19 protein-coding genes are annotated in these 17937 nt (G+C 58.0%); all 19 read left to right on the top strand.

Annotated elements, in window-relative coordinates; genetic code table 11:
• The first annotated feature begins 10 nt into the window (after positions 1 to 10).
• The 19 genes from Q8Q08_12655 (at position 11) to Q8Q08_12565 (ending at position 17935) form a co-directional block, all read left to right on the top strand.
• Positions 11 to 952, top strand: a complete 942-nt coding sequence (locus Q8Q08_12655) for a glycosyltransferase family 9 protein (GenBank protein MDP2654863.1) — start codon at positions 11 to 13, stop codon at positions 950 to 952.
• Positions 953 to 969: 17 nt separating this feature from the next.
• The gene (locus Q8Q08_12650) at positions 970 to 2007 is read left to right on the top strand and encodes a glycosyltransferase family 9 protein (GenBank protein MDP2654862.1); all 1038 of its coding nucleotides are present in this window, start codon (positions 970 to 972) and stop codon (positions 2005 to 2007) included.
• Between the two features lie 88 nt (positions 2008 to 2095).
• Positions 2096 to 3121: a D-glycero-beta-D-manno-heptose-7-phosphate kinase gene (gene rfaE1, locus Q8Q08_12645; GenBank protein ID MDP2654861.1), complete on the top strand. Its 1026-nt coding sequence runs from the start codon at positions 2096 to 2098 to the stop codon at positions 3119 to 3121.
• A 107-nt stretch (positions 3122 to 3228) separates the two neighbouring features.
• On the top strand, positions 3229 to 3963 hold the full coding sequence (kdsB, locus tag Q8Q08_12640) for a 3-deoxy-manno-octulosonate cytidylyltransferase (protein MDP2654860.1): 735 nt from the start codon (positions 3229 to 3231) through the stop codon (positions 3961 to 3963).
• A 1-nt stretch (position 3964) separates the two neighbouring features.
• Positions 3965 to 4792: a 3-deoxy-8-phosphooctulonate synthase gene (kdsA, locus tag Q8Q08_12635; protein MDP2654859.1), complete on the top strand. Its 828-nt coding sequence runs from the start codon at positions 3965 to 3967 to the stop codon at positions 4790 to 4792.
• A 1-nt stretch (position 4793) separates the two neighbouring features.
• Positions 4794 to 5753, top strand: coding sequence for a KpsF/GutQ family sugar-phosphate isomerase (locus Q8Q08_12630; GenBank protein MDP2654858.1), 960 nt, complete (start codon positions 4794 to 4796; stop codon positions 5751 to 5753).
• 208 nt (positions 5754 to 5961) lie between these two features.
• Positions 5962 to 6501 (top strand): HAD-IIIA family hydrolase, encoded by a 540-nt coding sequence (locus Q8Q08_12625; protein MDP2654857.1) that lies wholly within the window; start codon positions 5962 to 5964, stop codon positions 6499 to 6501.
• Between the two features lie 8 nt (positions 6502 to 6509).
• Positions 6510 to 7424, top strand: coding sequence for an LPS export ABC transporter periplasmic protein LptC (gene lptC / locus Q8Q08_12620; protein ID MDP2654856.1), 915 nt, complete (start codon positions 6510 to 6512; stop codon positions 7422 to 7424).
• A gap of 69 nt (positions 7425 to 7493) precedes the next feature.
• Positions 7494 to 8222, top strand: coding sequence for an LPS export ABC transporter ATP-binding protein (lptB, locus tag Q8Q08_12615; GenBank protein MDP2654855.1), 729 nt, complete (start codon positions 7494 to 7496; stop codon positions 8220 to 8222).
• A 138-nt stretch (positions 8223 to 8360) separates the two neighbouring features.
• Positions 8361 to 9254 (top strand): trigger factor, encoded by an 894-nt coding sequence (locus Q8Q08_12610; protein ID MDP2654854.1) that lies wholly within the window; start codon positions 8361 to 8363, stop codon positions 9252 to 9254.
• A gap of 1 nt (position 9255) precedes the next feature.
• Positions 9256 to 9870, top strand: coding sequence for an ATP-dependent Clp endopeptidase proteolytic subunit ClpP (gene clpP, locus Q8Q08_12605; protein ID MDP2654853.1), 615 nt, complete (start codon positions 9256 to 9258; stop codon positions 9868 to 9870).
• A gap of 147 nt (positions 9871 to 10017) precedes the next feature.
• On the top strand, positions 10018 to 11160 hold the full coding sequence (locus tag Q8Q08_12600; GenBank protein ID MDP2654852.1) for an alanine--glyoxylate aminotransferase family protein: 1143 nt from the start codon (positions 10018 to 10020) through the stop codon (positions 11158 to 11160).
• A 188-nt stretch (positions 11161 to 11348) separates the two neighbouring features.
• The gene (gene serA, locus Q8Q08_12595; GenBank protein MDP2654851.1) at positions 11349 to 12932 is read left to right on the top strand and encodes a phosphoglycerate dehydrogenase; all 1584 of its coding nucleotides are present in this window, start codon (positions 11349 to 11351) and stop codon (positions 12930 to 12932) included.
• A 20-nt stretch (positions 12933 to 12952) separates the two neighbouring features.
• Positions 12953 to 13714 (top strand): hypothetical protein, encoded by a 762-nt coding sequence (locus Q8Q08_12590; GenBank protein MDP2654850.1) that lies wholly within the window; start codon positions 12953 to 12955, stop codon positions 13712 to 13714.
• Positions 13715 to 13725: 11 nt separating this feature from the next.
• Complete coding sequence (locus Q8Q08_12585) at positions 13726 to 14997, top strand: adenylosuccinate synthase (protein ID MDP2654849.1); 1272 nt, start codon at positions 13726 to 13728, stop codon at positions 14995 to 14997.
• Positions 14998 to 15219: 222 nt separating this feature from the next.
• Positions 15220 to 15846, top strand: coding sequence for a flagellar motor protein MotB (locus Q8Q08_12580; GenBank protein MDP2654848.1), 627 nt, complete (start codon positions 15220 to 15222; stop codon positions 15844 to 15846).
• A 31-nt stretch (positions 15847 to 15877) separates the two neighbouring features.
• Entirely contained in the window at positions 15878 to 16243 is a 366-nt protein-coding gene (locus tag Q8Q08_12575) for a hypothetical protein (GenBank protein ID MDP2654847.1), read from the top strand.
• A 116-nt stretch (positions 16244 to 16359) separates the two neighbouring features.
• Positions 16360 to 17100, top strand: a complete 741-nt coding sequence (locus tag Q8Q08_12570) for an isoprenyl transferase (GenBank protein MDP2654846.1) — start codon at positions 16360 to 16362, stop codon at positions 17098 to 17100.
• A gap of 13 nt (positions 17101 to 17113) precedes the next feature.
• Positions 17114 to 17935, top strand: coding sequence for a phosphatidate cytidylyltransferase (locus Q8Q08_12565; GenBank protein ID MDP2654845.1), 822 nt, complete (start codon positions 17114 to 17116; stop codon positions 17933 to 17935).
• Positions 17936 to 17937 lie beyond the last annotated feature (2 nt).

The following is a 17937-nucleotide window of genomic DNA, read 5'->3' as shown; positions in this document are numbered from 1 at the left end:
GGTGAGCGCGATGTCTTTTCATCCGGAGAATATCAAAAAAATCCTCATGGTCTCCCTGACCAACATCGGGGACATCATCCTGACTTTTCCCGTGCTGGATATTCTCCTGCGGGATTTCCCGGAGGCCCGGCTGTCGATGATCGTCGGCCCGAAAGGGGAGTTCCTTTTGAAGGGCCACCCCCGCCTGCACAAGCTGTACATTTATAACAAACACCAGCCCGGCCTTGTCACGCTGAAATGGATGGGCGAACTGCGGCGGGAGCGTTTTGACCTGGCCGTGGATCTGCGTAATTCGGCGATCCCCTTCCTTGCCGGCGCCCGGTACCGGACGTCGCTGTTGCTGGCGCGGGACAAAACCGAACATATGCTGCGCCAGCATCTCCGCCGGTTGATGTCGGTTTATCCTTTTGAGTCGGAAAGCAAGGACCGGCTGGCCCTGCATATTCCGGACGGGGAGAGGAAGCCTGTCGATGAAATCCTGCGCGCGGAAGCGCCGGCCGGAAGGCCGTTGGCTGTTCTCAGTCCCGGCGCCGCCGATCACAAGAAACGCTGGAGGGAAGAAGGGTTCGCGGCCGTGGCCCGGGCGCTGGAGCGCGATCACGGGATGACGGTTGTCTTTGTGGGGGACGGGAACGACCGGGAGACAGTGCAAGGCATCCGGCAGATGCTTAAGGGCAGGACCGTGGATTTGAGCGGCCGGATCTCTCTGCTTCAGCTTGGGTATTTGTTCAGTCTCTGCCGGATGGCGGTTGTCAATGACAGCGCTCCCTTGCACATGGCCAGTTACCTGGGCGTGCCGGTGGTGGCCCTGTTCGGCCCGACGGACCCCGCCCGTTACGGGCCCTGGGGCCGGGTGCACGAGGTGGTCCGCTCCGGCGGGGAGGATGTCCGCCTGATCCCGGACCAGGCGGTTTTGGACGCTATCGCGAGAGTGAACGGCCGAATGGCCTGACGAAGGACGAGACCTTGATGGAAAATTTGAAAAACATTCTGGTTGTCCGCACTGACCGCATGGGAGACGTTGTCCTGACGACTCCGGCCTTGCGCGCCCTGCGGAAAGCTTATCCGCGGGCAAGATTGTCCATCCTGGTTGCCCCGTCCACAAGGGAGCTGGTGCAAGGGCATCCGGATGTGGACGAGGTCCTGCTGGACGACCGGAAGGGGCGGCATGCCGGTCTCTTCGGGTTTTGGAAGCTTGCCTGTGAACTGCGAAGCCGGAAATTTGACGCGGCGATCATCTATCACACGAAGAAGCGCACGAACAGCCTGTGTTTTTTCGCCGGAATTCCTCTGAGGACCGGGTTCCGCAACAAAAAGTTCGGCTTTCTTCTGACGATGCCTTTGGCCGACGCCCGGCACCTGGGTTTGAAACATGAGGCGCAGTATTGTCTGGATGTCCTCCAGGGGCTCGGCATTCCCGGCGGAGAACTTTCGACGTTCATCCCGGTCCAGCCGGAATCGGAAAAATGGGCGGATGATTTTTTCCGGCAGGAAGGCCTGGATCCGCAAAAAACAGTGGCTCTTCACCCCGGATCGAGCGACGCGACCCGGCAATGGCCCGTGGCGCGTTTTGCCGAGTTGCTGGACATCCTCGGGGAAAAATACGGGACCGCGGCTATCATCATCGGCGCGGACAACGTCAGGCCGCTGGCCGAGCAGATGCGCGCCCGCGTGCGGTCAAGAACCGTGGACTTGTCCGGCCGGACAACGGTCGGGCAGATGGCCGGGGTCTTGAAGAGGTCCCGGGTCCTGGTCTCGAATGATTCCGGCCCGGTCCATGTGGCGGACGCGCTAGGAACGCCGGTCATATCGATTTTCACCCGAAATCAGCCGGGCATCAACCCGGAGCGCTGGAAGCCCCTGGGCCCGAAATCCGGAATCGTTGTGACGCCGTTCCTGGGGCAGAAATCCTTCGGCAAGAAGGATGCGGTCGAATCCGCGTATTTGGATCTTGTTCCTGTCTCGGAAGTTCTGGAAGCTGTTGACGGGATTTTTAAACTATGTTAGAATCAACCCTTCGAAACGGTTTTCGGATTTTTCTCCGGATTCGTTTACTCCTTGAAAAACAATCACTTATATTCCAGCGAGCCGTTTTGTGCACCGTTTTTATCAGATAATCGAAAGTCTTAAAAAAAAGAAAATCCTTGTGATCGGGGATTTGATCCTGGATCAGTATATCCAGGGCAGTGTGTCCCGGATCTCACCTGAAGCGCCTGTTCCTATTGTCCTGCAGGAGAAAGGCCCCTCGTTTGTTCCGGGCGGCGCGGCCAATGTCGCCAGCAATCTCAAGGCCCTGGGCGCGGACGTGGCCCTGATGGGCCGGGTCGGGGCTGACCATGAAGCCAAGGTCCTTTTGCAGGGGATCCAAAAGCAGGGGATCCCTGTCCGGGGGATTTTTAAAGATTCCCGGATGCCCACCATTCTGAAAACGCGGATCATGGCCCAGCACCAGCAGGTCCTCCGGCTGGACCGGGAAAACGCCCAGCACGCCTGTGAGGGCCCCACGCTTGATAAAATTTTGAAGTATGTCCGGGCGAACATCACTTCCTTAGACGGGATCATTTTGTCCGATTACGGCAAGGGGATGATCACCGCGCCCCTGGTCCACGAGGTCTGCCGTCTGGCCCTGCGCAAGAAGAAGATCATCAACGTTGATCCTAAAGTGGAGCATTTTTCGTTTTATCAAGGCGTCACCTGCATCACTCCCAACAAAAAAGAGACCGAGAACGCCATCCGGAACATCAAGATCACCCACCATGACACACGCAAACTTGGCCTGACCAGCGACCGGCTGACATCCGTGGCGGATGTGGAAAAGGCCGGCCAGCAATTGTTAAAATTCTTGCGGTTGGAATCGCTCCTGGTGACCCTGGGAGAGCAGGGGATGTGCCTGTTTGAAAAAGGGAAGAAGCCGAGGCATATCCACACCCGCGCCAAGGAAGTTTTTGACGTGACCGGCGCCGGGGACACGGTGGTTTCTGTTTTCACCCTGGCGTTGGCGGCCGGCGCCGCCAAGTGGGAGGCCGCGGAACTGGCCAACTTTGCGGCCGGCATCGTGGTCGGCAAGATGGGTGTTGCGGCCGTTACCCCGGCGGAATTGAAGGCCGCGGTGGCGGTTTAGAAAATATACATCCCGGCTGCCTTGCCCCCAACGCTGCGCGGGGCAAGGCAGCCGGGACCCTGTAGGGACGCTTAACACATTTTTATCAGCGGATTTGGAGACCATCTGTGAAGATTATCGGCATGATCCCGGCCCGTTGGGCCTCCAGCCGTTTTGAAGGCAAGATCCTCGCGGAGATCAAGGGGAAGCCGATGATCCAGCACGTCTGGCAGCAGGTGAAGAAGTGCCGCCTGCTGGACGAGGTCCTGATCGCCTGCGACGACAAACGGATCGTAGAGGCCGCCAGAGGTTTTTCGGCCAAGGCGGTGATGACTTCGCCGGAGCACGCTTCCGGCACCGACCGGATCGCCGAGGCGGTCGAGAACATCCCCGCCAACATCATCGTGAACATCCAGGGCGACGAGCCGCTGATCCGCCCGAGCGTCATTGACAACCTGGCCAAGGCCCTGATCCAGGATGACGAGTGTCCCATGGCCACGGTCATCAAGCCGATCCAGGATGAGGACGAGTTAAGTGACCCCAACGTCGTCAAGGTCGTGATCAACCAGAACAGGCACGCGATGTATTTTTCCCGCGCGCCGGTTCCCTACATCCGGGACAAGAAAAGCTCCAAGAACGTCGTTTATTACAAACATATAGGGCTGTACGCCTATAAGAAAAGTTTTTTGAGGACATTCACCCGGCTCCCGCCGTCCAGGCTCGAGCAGATCGAGCGGCTGGAGCAGCTGCGGGCGCTGGAAGCGGGTTATAAGATCAGGACCGTTGTCACCAATTACGAGTCGGTCGGTGTGGACACGCCCGAGGATTTGCAAAAGGTCGAAAAGCTTTTGGCGGGGGTATAAGATGGACAGGATCGTTACCGTCGGAAATGTGAAGATCGGCGCCGGGCGCCCGTTCGTGCTGATCGCCGGGCCGTGCGTGATCGAGAACCGCAAGCTGGTGTTTCAGGTGGCGTCGGAACTCAAGCGCATCACCGGCCGTCTGGGGATCCCGTATATTTTCAAGGCCAGTTACGACAAGGCCAACCGGACATCGGTGGAATCGTTCCGCGGCCCCGGGCTGGGCGAAGGGCTTGCCATTCTCCGGGAGATCAAGGAAAAATTACGCCTGCCTGTTTTGAGCGACGTCCATTCGGCGGAGGAAGCGGAAGCCGCGGCCGGCGTTCTGGATATTTTGCAGATTCCGGCGTTCCTGTGCCGGCAGACGGACCTGCTGCTCGCCGCCGGGCGGACAGGCCGGGCCGTGAACGTCAAGAAGGGACAGTTCCTCGCGCCCTGGGACATGAAGCAGGCCGTGAGAAAAATCGAAAGCACGGGCAACCGCAATATCCTTTTGACCGAGCGGGGCGTGAGTTTCGGGTACAATAACCTCGTGACGGATTTCCGGTCGCTGGCGATCATGCGCGAAACAACCGGATATCCGGTCGTGTTCGACGCCACGCACAGCGTCCAGCAGCCCGGAGGCCTGGGCACGGCTTCGGGGGGGACGTCGCAATATATCCCGTTGCTGGCCCGCTGCGGGATCGCGGCCGGGTGCGACGCGGTCTTTCTGGAAGTCCACCCGGACCCGAAAAAGGCCCTTTCCGACGGACCGAATATGATCGCGCTCAAAAACGCGGCGGGATTGCTGAAGACCCTTAGAGAAATTCATCGCATCGTGAGAAAGTCCTGAGATGTCCCTTGAAGAAGCCAAACATGTCATTTCGATCGAGGCCCAGGCCGTCAAGGACCTGGCGCGCAGGCTGGACGCCCGTTTTCTGAAAGCCGTCGACCTGATCGTCAAATGCGAAGGGCGGGTCATCACCACCGGCATGGGAAAGACGGGAATCATCGGCCGCAAGATCGCCTCGACCTTTTCCTCCACGGGCACGCCGAGCATCTGGGTGCACAGCGCCGAGGCCGTGCACGGGGACCTGGGGCAGGTGACGCGCAGGGACGTTCTGATGGTCTTGTCCAACAGCGGCGAGACCGAAGAGACCACCCGGCTTCTTCCTCTTATTAAAAAGATCGGCTGCAAGACAATCGCCCTCACAGGCAATGTCAAATCCAGCCTGGGCCGCTTCAGCGATGTGGCGCTGGACGTCGGTGTGAAGACGGAAGGTTGCCCCCTGGGCCTTGCGCCCATGGCGTCCACTACGGTCATGCTGGTCCTGGGCGACGCCCTGGCCGCGTGCCTGATCCTGCGCAAGGGATTCCGCAAAGAAGATTTCGCTTTTTATCATCCGGCCGGCGCGCTGGGCCGCCGCCTTCTGCTGAAGGTCGAAGACATCATGCGCAAGGGGGGCGATTACGCCGCGGTCGGGGAAGGGATGGCGGTCAAAGACGTTTTGTTTTCCATCACGCGGGCCCGGTGCGGGTCGGCCTGCGTCGTGGACGGCAAGCGCCGGCTGACCGGGATATTCACCGACGGCGATCTGCGCCGCCATCTGAAGACCGACAAGGACCTGCTCGGCAAAAAAGTGAGCTCGGTCATGACGCGCAAGCCCACGGCCATCGGCAGGGACAAACTGGCCGTCGAGGCGTTCAATCTTTTGAAGGACCGCAAGATCGACGAGCTTCCTGTGGTGGATTCCAGCGGCCGCTGCGTGGGCTTGCTGGACATTCAGGATTTGCTGAAGGCGGGATTATTTTAGTGGACACATGACTTGCGGACGTTCCCGCGAAGGGGGGCGGCGCAAGGCATATGCGCGAACCCGGTCATTGTGTTCAGGTGGTTTGGCCCGGAGGGGCCCAACCATTAGCCCCGGCGTTTTGCCCTGCTTTGCGGTTAGCGAGCCGGGACAGTAAAAATCGAAGATAGAGAATGGAAAATCGATGATGGAAGAAAAAATATTGATGGGGATGATTAAGAAGACGAAGCCGCCAATATCCAATCTCAAAAAAATCAAAGTCCTCGCCATGGACGTCGACGGGATCCTGACCAACGGGGAGATCATTGTCCAGGGCGATGGAAAAGAGACCAAGATCTACAACGTCCAGGACGGGTTCGGCATCGTGGTGTTCCAGAAATTCGGGTACAAGACCGCCATCATCACGGCCCGCTCGGCCACGGCGGTCGCGGCCCGCGCCCAGGACCTGAAGATCCACAAGGTTTATCAGGACGCGTTCCCCAAGACAACGGCCTATGAGGACATGCTCAAAGAATTTGGAGTCAGAGACGAAGAAGTCTGTTACATGGGCGACGACCTGCCGGACCTGCCTGTGCTCAATCGCGTCGGGCTGGCGGTGACCGTCCCCAACGCCGTTGAGGAAGCCAAGAAGGCGGCGGATTATGTTACCAGGAATCCCGGCGGCCAGGGGGCCGTGCGCGAAGTGATTGAGTTGATCATGAAAGCCCAGGGCACCTGGAAAAAGGCCCTGGCAACATTCGAAAAACCATAAGGACGTCTATGCCAAGCCGATGGATGGAGCTTTTCGCTGTATCTTTTCTGGTTCTTGCTTTGTCCTCGCCGGTTTTCGCGGAGGAAACGGCTGCCCCCGCCCCTGCCGGCGTCCAGCAGTTTGAAGGGTTCAATCTGCAGGGTTACACCGAGACAGGAGAAAAGGCCTGGGACGTCAAGGGCGACACGGCCGATATCGCCGGGGACATCATCAAGCTCACGAACATTGACGCCAATAAATACGGCGAGCAGGACGTTAACCTTAAGGCCAAGAACGGCACTATGGACAAGGCGAGCGGCAACCTTCATCTGGAACGGGACGTCGTCATCACGTCGGAAACCGGCTCGAACCTCAAGACGGATTCCCTGGACTGGCAGAAAGAAAAAGACCTGGTCACCACAAACGACAAGGTCACGATCGTGGACGAGCGCATGACGGCCACGGGCACGGGGCTGGTCGCGCATCCGGAATTGAAAATAGCCCAGCTCAACAGCGACGTGACCGTGGAGGTCAAGACCGAGGAAAAGACGGCCGGCACCGACACGGTGACGATCACCTGCGACGGGACGCTGGAGATCGACCAGGCCAAATACATCGCGGTGTTCAATGAGAACGTGGTGGCGGTCCAGACAGGCCGTGAGTTGAAGGCGGACCGGGTCGAGGTGTATTTCGATGCCCAGACCAACCAGATCAAGGAAATGGTCTGCATCGGCCACGTGGAGATCACGCAGGGCGAGAACAAGACGTTCGCGGAAAAGGCCGTTTACAGCGCCGCCGACAAGAAATTGACGCTGTCCGGCCGGCCGAAGCTGATCTTGATCACCGAAGGGAAGAACAGCATCGCGTCGTTCGGCGACAAGGACGAGAACAAATCGGATGATCCGGGACAACCGGCGGCGGATCAAGGGGCTCCGGGGCAATAACACGAATACGTTTTTCCGCTTTTTGCCGTAGCTATTAACCATGCGCCATCAACCATTAACTGTTTGCCCATGTCACTTCACCTTTTAGAAACCAAGGATTTGGTCAAGGCTTACGGCGGCCGCCGGGTGGTGGACGGCGTGAGCATCAGCGTCGGCCGTTCCGAGATCGTGGGGCTTCTGGGCCCTAACGGCGCCGGCAAGACCACGTCGTTTTACATGATCGTGGGGATCATCGCGCCGGACCAGGGCGAGATCCGGTTCGACCAGGCGGACATCACGCGCAAGCCGATCCACGACCGCTGCAAGCTGGGGATGGCCTATCTGGCCCAGGAGCCGTCGATCTTCCGGAAATTGACCGTGGCGGAAAATATCATGGCGATCCTGGAGACCCTGGACATCGGGCCCCGCGAGCGCAGGAAACGGCTCGAATCCCTTCTGGCGGAATTGAAAATTTCTCATCTGGCCAAAAGCAAGGCCTATACTCTTTCCGGCGGGGAAAGGCGGCGGCTGGAGATCACCCGGGCGCTGGTGACCAATCCGTCGTTCCTGCTTCTGGACGAGCCGTTTTCCGGGATCGACCCGATCGTTGTGGCCGAGGCTCAGGAGATCATCCGGGACTTGAAAAAGAAGGGGCTGGGAATTTTGCTCACCGATCACAATGTCCGTGAGACCCTGGCGATCACCGACCGGGCCTATCTGATCGCTGATGGCAAGGTCCTCATCTCCGGCACGGCCGATGACCTGATCAACGATCCGCAGGCCAAGAAGATCTATTTGGGCGAGAAATTCCGGATGTGAGGCCTCGTCCCGGCCGGCCTGATCGATTTTTACTCTGGCGCTGGATTTTTTCCGAAGATTGGCTATAATAGCCCTTTCTTCTTAATATCAATAACCGACAGCCCTGAAAGTTGTCCATGTTTGAAGGAGTCATGCCTCATGAAAGTTTCCGTTAAAAAAGTCGACTCGCTCAGACGCGAGCTCAAGTTTGAAATCCCCCGGGACAGGGTCTCGAAGAAGCTTGAGGAGATTTACGCCGAATTGGGGAAGGTCGCCAAGATCCGCGGGTTCCGGCCGGGCAAGGCCCCGCGCCATCTTTTGGAACAGCACCACGGGCCTTTAGCCAGGGAAGAGATGCTGAAAAAGCTGATCCCGGAGGTTTATCAGGAAGGTATCGAACAGGAGAAGATCGATGCCATGGACCTCCCGGACATCCAGGACGTGGAATTCAAGGACGGGGGCATCTCCTTCGTTGCCAAGGTGGACATCAAGCCGGAGGTGACGGTCAAGGATTACAAGGGGATCGCGGTGAAGCGCAAGAGCTCCAAAGTGACCGACGAAGAGCTCGGCAAGATGCTCGATTATTTCAAGAAAAGCCAGGGCCAGGACAAGGACGTGCCGGTGGACGACGCCCTGGCGCGCGGGCTCGGGTATCCCAGTCTGGAGGAGTTCAAACAGTCTCTGGCCCGCCAGATGGAAATGGACAAAGACCGGCACAATCGCCTCGACATCGAAAACCAGGTGCTGGAGGCTGTGATCAAGAATGCGAAGCTGGATGTCCCCCAGTCTCTGGTGAACAGGCAGCTGGAGCACCGCCTGAAGGAGATCCGCCAGCGGATGCAGTCGCAGAGGATGAAGGAAGAGGACATCAAGACGAAAGAAGAGGAATTGCGCAAAGACCTGCACAAGGCCTCGGAAAAAGATGTTAAAGTTTATCTGATTTTTGATAAGATAGCCCAGATGGAAGGGATCACGGCCCAGGAAGGCGAAAGCCTTCCCGGCAAAGTCATGGAGCTTTTACTCAAAGAAGCCAAGTGGGAGGAGGAGAAATAACATGGAGCCCAAAGACCAGGTGTTAGTTCCCATCGTTATCGAAAAAAGCGGTCATGGTGAGAGGGCCTATGACATTTATTCCCGCCTGCTGAAGGACCGTATCATTTTTATCGGGACGGCCATCGACGACACCGTGGCCAACCTCATCGTCGCCCAGCTGCTGTTCTTGCAGAGCGAGGACCCGGCCAAGGACATCAACCTGTACATCAATTCGCCGGGCGGCTCCGTCACCGCCGGGATGGCGATCTATGACACCATGCAGTTCATCAAGCCGAGCGTCAGCACCTACTGCATCGGCCAGGCGGCCAGCATGGGCGCGCTCCTTCTGGCGGCCGGGGCCAAGGGCAAACGTTACGCCCTCCCGTATTCGCGGATCATGATCCATCAGCCGTGGGGCGGAATGCAGGGGACGGCCAGCGACATTTCCATTCACGCCAAGGAAATCCTGAGGATGAAAGAGGACCTGACCAAGATCCTCGCCAAGCACACCGGCAACCCTGTCGAAAAAGTCGAGAAAGATTCGGACCGGGACTACTTCATGTCCTCTTATGAAGCCAAGGATTACGGCCTGGTTGATGAGGTCCTTGACCAGCCGATGAAGAAGCCCGCCGCGTAACAGGGCGCGGGACGGGCGCCGTTTCCGCCATTCCGGCGGAACGCCAACCGACGGACCACCGTGCGCATCCCGGCTGAACTCAGAATTGTTGAGTCAGCCTTTCAGTATTTTTATTAAAGCCGGAAACGGCAGGAAAGGATCATCGTCATGAAACGCAATCTTTTGTTGACCCCGGGCCCCACCCAGGTCCCTCCCAGGATCCTGCAGGCCCTGGGACGCCCCATCATCCATCACCGAACACCCAAGTTCCAGGAATATTTGAAGGAGGCGGTCGCGGGACTGCAGGAGGTCTTCCAGACCAGGAACGACGTCTATATTCTCGCCGGGTCCGGGACGGCCGCGATGGAGGCGAGCGTCTGCAACCTGCTGTCCGCCGGGGACAAAGCCGTGACGGTCGAGGCCGGGAAGTTCGGCGAGCGCTGGACCGAAATTTGCAAGGCCTACGGCGTGAACGCGCACGCGATGAAGGTCGCCAACGGCAAGGACGTGGATCCGGCCCAGCTCAGATCCGTGCTGGCCGCCGATAAAGATATCAAAACGGTTTTCATCACCCTGACCGAGACTTCGACCGGCGTGACCGCCGACGTCGAGGCGATCGGAAAGATCGTCAAAGAGACAAACGCGGTTTTGGTCGTGGACGCGGTGAGCGGGCTGGGGGTCACGGACCTGAAGTCCGACGCCTGGTCTGTGGACATCGTGGCGTCGGCGTCCCACAAAGGGCTGATGCTCCCCCCGGGGCTGGCGTTCGTGTCTGTGAGCGCCAAGGCCTTTGCCATGATCGAAAAGAACGCGACACCCCGGTATTATTTTGACCTTCGCAAATACAAGAAGGCCGCGGCCAAGACGGACACGCCGTTCACTCCGGCGATCGGCCTGGTCATCGCGCTGGTGGACGCGCTCAAGATGGTCAAAGAATCCGGTTTGGAAAATCTTTTCGCGCATTACGCCCGGCTGGCCAAGGGCACGCGGGCGGCCGCGAACGCGCTGGGCCTTAAACTTCTGGCCGACGAGACCTGCATTTCCAATGTCGTGACCCCGATCCTTTTGCCAGAGGGCGTCGACGGAGAGAAGGTGGTCAAGCGCATGCGTGACACCTACGGGATCTCCGTGGCCGGAGGCCAGGGCGAGGACCTCAAGGGCAAGATCATCCGCATCGCGCACATGGGCAGCCTGGATGAGTACGACATCATCGCCGGGATTTCCTGCCTGGAGAAAGTCCTTAAAGAGATGGGACATTCCTTTACGCTCGGTGCCGGGGTTTCGGCGGCGCAGAAACATTTTAACAGTTGACCCCGATGGCTTCAGACGCTCCGAAATCGCAAGGCGATTTCGGAGGCGAAGCAAATCATCGGGGCTAATGGTTTGGCCTCTCTGGGCCAAACCATCCGGAACGTAATGAACGGGTTCGCACAGATGACTTACGTCGTCCCGCTTTGCGGGACTTCTTTAAGCCCTGTGCTCATTAGGGAGACAATTCGATGAAAGTTCTGATCAGCGACAAGCTCGCGCAGGAGGGGATCGACATCCTCAAGGGGGCCGAAGGGTTCCAGGTGGATTGCAAATACGGCCTTTCCCCACAGGACCTCAAGGCGATCATCAAGGATTACCACGCGCTCATCATCCGCAGCAGCACGCAGGTGACCGCGGACCTGCTGGAGGCCGCCGCCAACCTCAAGGTCATCGGCCGCGCCGGGGTGGGGCTGGACAACGTGGACCTGAAGGCCGCGACCAAAAAAGGCGTTGTGGCGATGAACACGCCGGCCGGCAACACCACGTCCACCGCCGAGCACACCATGAGCATGATCCTGGCGTTGTCCCGCAACATCCCCCAGGCCTGCGCCTCGATGAAGGCCGGGCGGTGGGACCGCTCGAAATTCGAGGGCGTCGAGCTGCACGGCAAGACGCTGGGGATCATCGGCCTGGGCCGCATCGGTTCCACGGTGGCCCGCATGGCCAAGGGTTTCGGGATGAAGATCCTCGCGTATGACCCTTACCTTTCGATGGAAGTGGCCTCCACCATGGGGGTCACGGTGAGCGAGATGGACGATCTGATCCGCAACGCGGACTACATCACCCTGCATATCCCCAAAAGTTCCGAGACCAAACATTTGATCGGGGAGAAACAGATCGAGATGATGAAGAAGAACGTGCGGCTGATCAACTGCGCGCGCGGCGGCATCATCGACGAAAAAGCCCTGGTCAAGGCCCTGGAGGCCAAGAGGATCGCCGGCTGCGCCCTGGACGTCTATGAGGCGGAGCCTCTGCCGCCGGATTCGCCGCTGTCGAAATTCGACAATTGCATCCTGACGCCCCACCTGGGCGCGTCCACGTCCGAGGCCCAGATCAACGTGGCCATCGAGATCGCCGAAACGGTCAAGAACGCTCTGGAGGGGAAAGGGATCGTCAACGCGGCCAATTTCCCGTCGCTGAGCGCGGAAGAATTCCAGGTCCTGGCGCCGTTCGTGGATCTGGGCGACCGCATGGGCAAGTTCGCCGGACAGCTCATCGCCGGGCGGCTCAAGGAAGTGCGCGTCGTTTACAGCGGCGTCATCAATAAATACAAGACGGCGCCGGTGGCCATGTCTCTGGTCAACGGCCTGCTCTCGCCGATCCTCGGAGAAACGGTCAATAGGATCAACGCCCTGGACATGGCCCGCGAGCGCGGGATTAACGTCCAGGAAACCCAGTCCAGCCGGGAGGGGGAGTTCGTCAACCTCATCGATCTGGAGGTGGTTTCCGACCAGGACACCTTTTCGCTCTGGGGCACCCTGTCCAGCAACCAGCAGCCGCGCATCGTCAAGATCAACAATGTTTACGTTGAGGCCGCGCCGAACGGCTACATGCTGTTCATCAATAACAAGGACAAGCCGGGGATCGTCGGGGCCGTCGGCACGATCCTGGCCGAGGCGAACATCAACATCGCCGGCATCACCCTGGGGCGCGAATCTCCGGAAGGCCTGGCGGTCAGCGTCGTCAATGTCGACCGCGACGTTCCGGACGAAGCCCTGGGAAAAATCCGTAAGACCAAGAACATCCTTTTTGCCAAACTGCTCAAGGTTTGAACCGGTTTCCTTAAAAACGCATGGATCCTAACTTTTCGATTTTCTCGACGATCAGGGCGTCGCTGCTGGACAGCGTCACTCCGGGGACCATCTCTGTGTTCCTGGTCTTTGTTTTCGGGCTCCTGGTGCTGAAAAAGCGACGGCTTCCCGTCCTGTTGCCGGGGGGGCTGTTCATTGCCGGGGCGGTTTTTACGCTTTCGGCCCTGGCGATGGGGCTTTTCGACGCCTATCTGACGGCGGAGTGGTATGACGCGGCGTTGGACGCCTGGTATCTGTTCCTGGCCCTCGCGGCGCTCGGGGTCGGCGCGGTCTCGTTTCGCGACTGGATTGTTTTTCTGTCCACCGGTCGGACCGCCGGGCTGAAAATCGCGTATCATTTTTGGGACCCGGATCCGGTCCCGTCCGGCAAGCCCGGCAGGGCGATGCTGTGTTACTGGTTTGTCCGGAATTTTTTTCTGTCTGTCGGCGCCTACACCCTGGGGTGCGGCGTGGCGTTTATGGCTTCCGCTTGGCCGCCCAACTCATACATGGGATGGCTTTTTTACCAGTTGACGCTTCCGGGAAAGCGCCTTATGGCGTTGACGTTCTTCCTGATCTACGGGGTCTGTGTCGTCTGGCCGCTTTACGCCGCCCTTCTGGCCGTCCGGTTCGGCATCGAGTTCCCCCGGGCGAAGCAGGTATTGAAGGACAGGTTATCGGTTGTTCAGATTACGGTTGCGGGCGTTTTTCTCGCATACGGGATCGCGTTTTTATCCATTTATTATATTTTGAAAGAAATGTGAGGGAGATGTCCATGAACATTGCCGTTGTTGGGGCCCAGTGGGGGGATGAGGGCAAAGGGAAACTGATCGATTTTTTGTGCAAGGACATGGATGTCATTGTCCGGTACCAGGGCGGGAATAACGCCGGGCACACGGTTGTCGTTGGGAAAAATGAATATGTTTTTCACCTGCTGCCGTCGGCGATTTTGCACAAGGACAAAGTCTGCGTCATCGGGAACGGCGTTGTCATTGATCCCAAGGCCCTGCTGGCCGAGCTCCAGGCCCTGGAAAAGCGCAATATCCGTCCGACCCCGAAGCAGTTGAAGATCTCCGGGCATGCCCACGTGGTCATGCCGTATCACCGGATCCTGGACGGGTTGCGGGAATCCAAGCGCAAGAACAAGATCGGCACGACCGGCCGCGGCATAGGCCCGTGTTACGCCGACAAGGTGGCCCGCTGCGGCATCCGCGTCATCGACCTGCTGAACCCCCGCATCCTGAAGGCCAAGCTGGAGGACAATCTTGTTGAAAAGAACGAGGTCTTTGAGAAGGTTTACGGGCATTCCAATTTCCCGTTCGGGGATGTGTATAACGAATATCTGGAGTATGGGGAGAGGATCCGCGGATTCGTGTGCGACACGGCGCTTTATGTCAACGCCCAGATCGAAAAGAAAAAGAAGGTCCTTTTTGAAGGGGCCCAGGGGACCTTCCTGGACATCGATTTCGGGACCTACCCGTTCGTGACGTCGTCCAACACGGTCGTGGGCGGCGCCTGTGTCGGAAGCGGCGTTCCTCCGGCTCGGATCCACAAGGTGGTCGCCGCCGTAAAGGCGTATACCACGCGTGTGGGAGAGGGGCCTTTCCCGACGGAGTTTTCATCGGCGATGGAGCACGACATCCGCACCAAGGGCCATGAATTCGGCGCCACCACGGGCCGCCCCCGCCGCTGCGGGTGGTTCGACGCCGTGATGGTCCGGTATGCCGCGGTCATCAACGGTTTTTCCGAGCTGGCGATCATGAAACTGGACGTCCTGGACGATCTCCCGGCCATCAAGATCTGCACGGGTTATCAATATGGAGGGAAGGTCCACCATGACTTTCCGATGGACTTTGAGGCCCTGTCCGAGGCCACGCCGGTTTACGAAGAGCTGAAGGGCTGGCAAAGCTCCACCCGGGGGGTTTGCCGGTTTGCGGCGCTTCCGCCCAATGCCCGGAAATATATCAAGCGCCTGGAGCAGATTTTGAAGGTGGGAATCAAATATGTCTCTACTGGCTCCAAGCGGGACGAAATGGTTGTCCGTTGATCGGGCGTGAACATAATTGACCGGATTTGTAGAGTTGCGGGGCGGTTGTATCCCGTTGAAATTGTTATGATTATCCGGAAATTTGCTTGACTTTGAATAACCCGTATGATACTTTGACTAAGTATAATCGGAAAAAATTTTAAACCATTTCACAGACTGAAATTAATAGGTTTTTGTGGCCTTTTGGAAAATCCAGTGCAACGTTTAACGGGAGGAACAGATATGCGTAACAAATTTGCAATTTTCGCCCAATGTTTTTTGATTGCCGCGACGGCGCTTTCTTTGTCAGGATGCACGCTCATTTTTCAAAAAGGCCGCCGCACGGACATTGAGAAGATCAACCAGCTTAAGAGCGAGCTCTCCGATCTGGAAAGAGCCAAGAGAGAGCTTGAAGAGCGCCTCAAGAGGGAAATCGGCGATAAGGAAGTCAAGGTTGAGATGCAGGACCGAGGCCTTGTCATCACGTTTGTGGCCGAGGTCTTGTTTGATTCCGGCAAGGACAAGCTCCGCTCCGAAGCCAAGGAGAAGCTGGACAAGGTCGCCCCGGTTTTGAACACAACGGTCCGGGACCTGAATGTCGGCATTGAGGGGCATACGGACAACCAGCCTATCAAGCATTCGGGGTGGAAGTCGAACTGGGAGCTGTCGGCTGCCCGGGCCCTGAGTGTATTGCATTATATTGAGGATAATCACGGCACGGATCCCGCCCGCCTTTCTGCGATCGGCTACGGCGAGCACCGCCCTGTGACGTCTAACGACGCACGGGAGGGGCGACAGCAGAACAGGCGCGTCGAGATCGTGATCCTGCCGCCTGTGAGCAAGGAAAAGGCGGCGGAAGCCGGTCAATAATTCGGTCTATTTTTTAAACGGAGGGAGTCCTGTGAAAAACCGATCTCTGGCAGTTGCGGTGGCGGTCGCGATTTTGGGGTGTGTTCTCGCGGTCAGCGCCAACGTTACCACAAGTAAAATGCACGAAACCCTGCAGCAGGAACGATATCAGAGGATTTCCACTGAAAATGATCTGCATCAGGCCAAGGCCCAGGTCAAGGCCCTGGAAGGCCAGTTGTCGGATTCGCAGTCCCGCCTGCAGGGCATTCAAGAAATTCTTGATCAGGGGATTTCAAAAGCCAATGCGTTGAAGTCCCAGCTTGAGGCCGCGGCGCAGGAAAAAGAGGCCCTGGCCGGGAAGGTCAAGGAGCTGGAAGGCGCGCTGACAGAACAAGCGGCGCCGAACGCAGCCCGTTAAGATCATCCGGCACAGTCCCCGGGTGATCACAATGAGTGGTTCTTCTCAAATGGGGGATAAACTATCCCCCCATTTTTTTGGTGGGACCGGAACGATTTGCAGGAAAGGAATCCCTCATGGGGAATTCGGGGCCGGAAAGCGCTCCCCATCTGCCGCGCCATGTGGCCATCATCATGGACGGCAACGGCCGCTGGGCCAAGAGCCGGAATTTGCCGAGGACCCAGGGCCATCTGGAAGGCGTGCGGCGCGTTGAGGAGATCGTCGAGGCGGCGCGCCTGATGGGCATTAAGGTTTTGACACTGTACACGTTTTCAACGGAAAATTGGAACAGGCCGTTGAGCGAAGTGCAGATGCTGATGACGACCCTGTGCGCGGTGCTTGACAGGAAAGTCAATCAGTTGATCCGGGACAATATTCGGTTGCAGACGATCGGGCGGAAGGACGGCCTGCCTGCGGATGTTATCAAGAGTATGGAGAGGACCTCCGGCGCCACGAAGGACTGCACGGGGCTGATCCTGAACCTGGCCTTGAATTACGGGGGCCGCTCGGAGATACTGGACGCCGCCAAAAATTTGGCGGAGAAGGTGACATCGGGGCAGATGTCCTTGTCGGATATCAGCGAGGAAACGTTTCAGCAGGCCCTGTACACCGCCGGTATGCCGGATCCGGATCTTCTGATCCGGACATCAGGTGAACAGCGGATCAGCAATTTCCTTCTGTGGCAGTTGTCCTACGCGGAATTTTATTTCACCGATATTTATTGGCCGCAATTCAACACCGGTGAGTTTCAGAAGGCCATCGCGGATTACCAGAAAAGGGACCGGCGCTACGGGCGGGTGGGGATCGCATCCTCCTGACAGCGGTTTGGGTATGAGTCAAAAGAGATTTTTCAGCTCGGTTTTGGCGATTTCCGTGATCGCGATCGGCATTGCCTTTGAGTGGGCCTTCATTGTGCTCCTCATGGCCCTGACGATCGGCGGGCTTTACGAGTTCTTTTACATGATCAAGAAAAAGGGGATCCCGATTTACAGCTATGTCGGCATCTTCCTGGGGATTTTGATTCCCGCGTCCATCTACAGCCGCTTCCAGCTGACGAAGAATTGGGAACTGTTGTTCATCGTTCTCGCGTTCCTGCTTGTTTTGCTGATGCAGTTCGCGCGCAAGGACAACAGCAACGCGATCGTCGGTGTCTCGACCACGATGTTCGGCGTTTTTTATATTTCCTGGCTGTTCAGCTTTTTGATCAAGATCCGTTTCCTGTTGCCCGACCAGGATGGGATCGCCCTTTTGGCGTTCCTCCTGATCGTCACGAAATCCGGCGATATCGGGGCATTGCTCATCGGCAGCCGTTTCGGGAAGCATGCACTGCTGCCGCGGGTCAGCCCCAACAAGTCCGTGGAAGGGGCGGTGGGGAGTTTCATTTTCAGCATGGCGGCGGCCGTTCTGGCGAAGGACTTTTTGCCGTCGGTCCTCAATTTCCCGGTATGGCAGGTGGTTGTCATGGGGGCCGCGATCGGCGGACTGGGCCAGTTGGGAGACCTGTCGGAGTCGTTGATGAAACGTGATTGTAACGTCAAAGATTCCGGAAAGTTCCTCCCCGGGATGGGCGGCGTCCTGGATGTCATTGACAGCGTATTGTTTTCGGGCCCGGCCTTTTATCTGTATATGAGCGCCGTTCTGAAGGCCGTATAGCC

The organism is Candidatus Omnitrophota bacterium (genome assembly GCA_030688425.1).
In the GTDB taxonomy this organism is placed as follows: Bacteria; Omnitrophota; Gorgyraeia; order Zapsychrales; family JANLHA01; genus JAUYIB01.
Note: the sequence above shows the minus strand (reverse complement) of the source record. Positions and strands in the feature narration are given on the sequence as shown.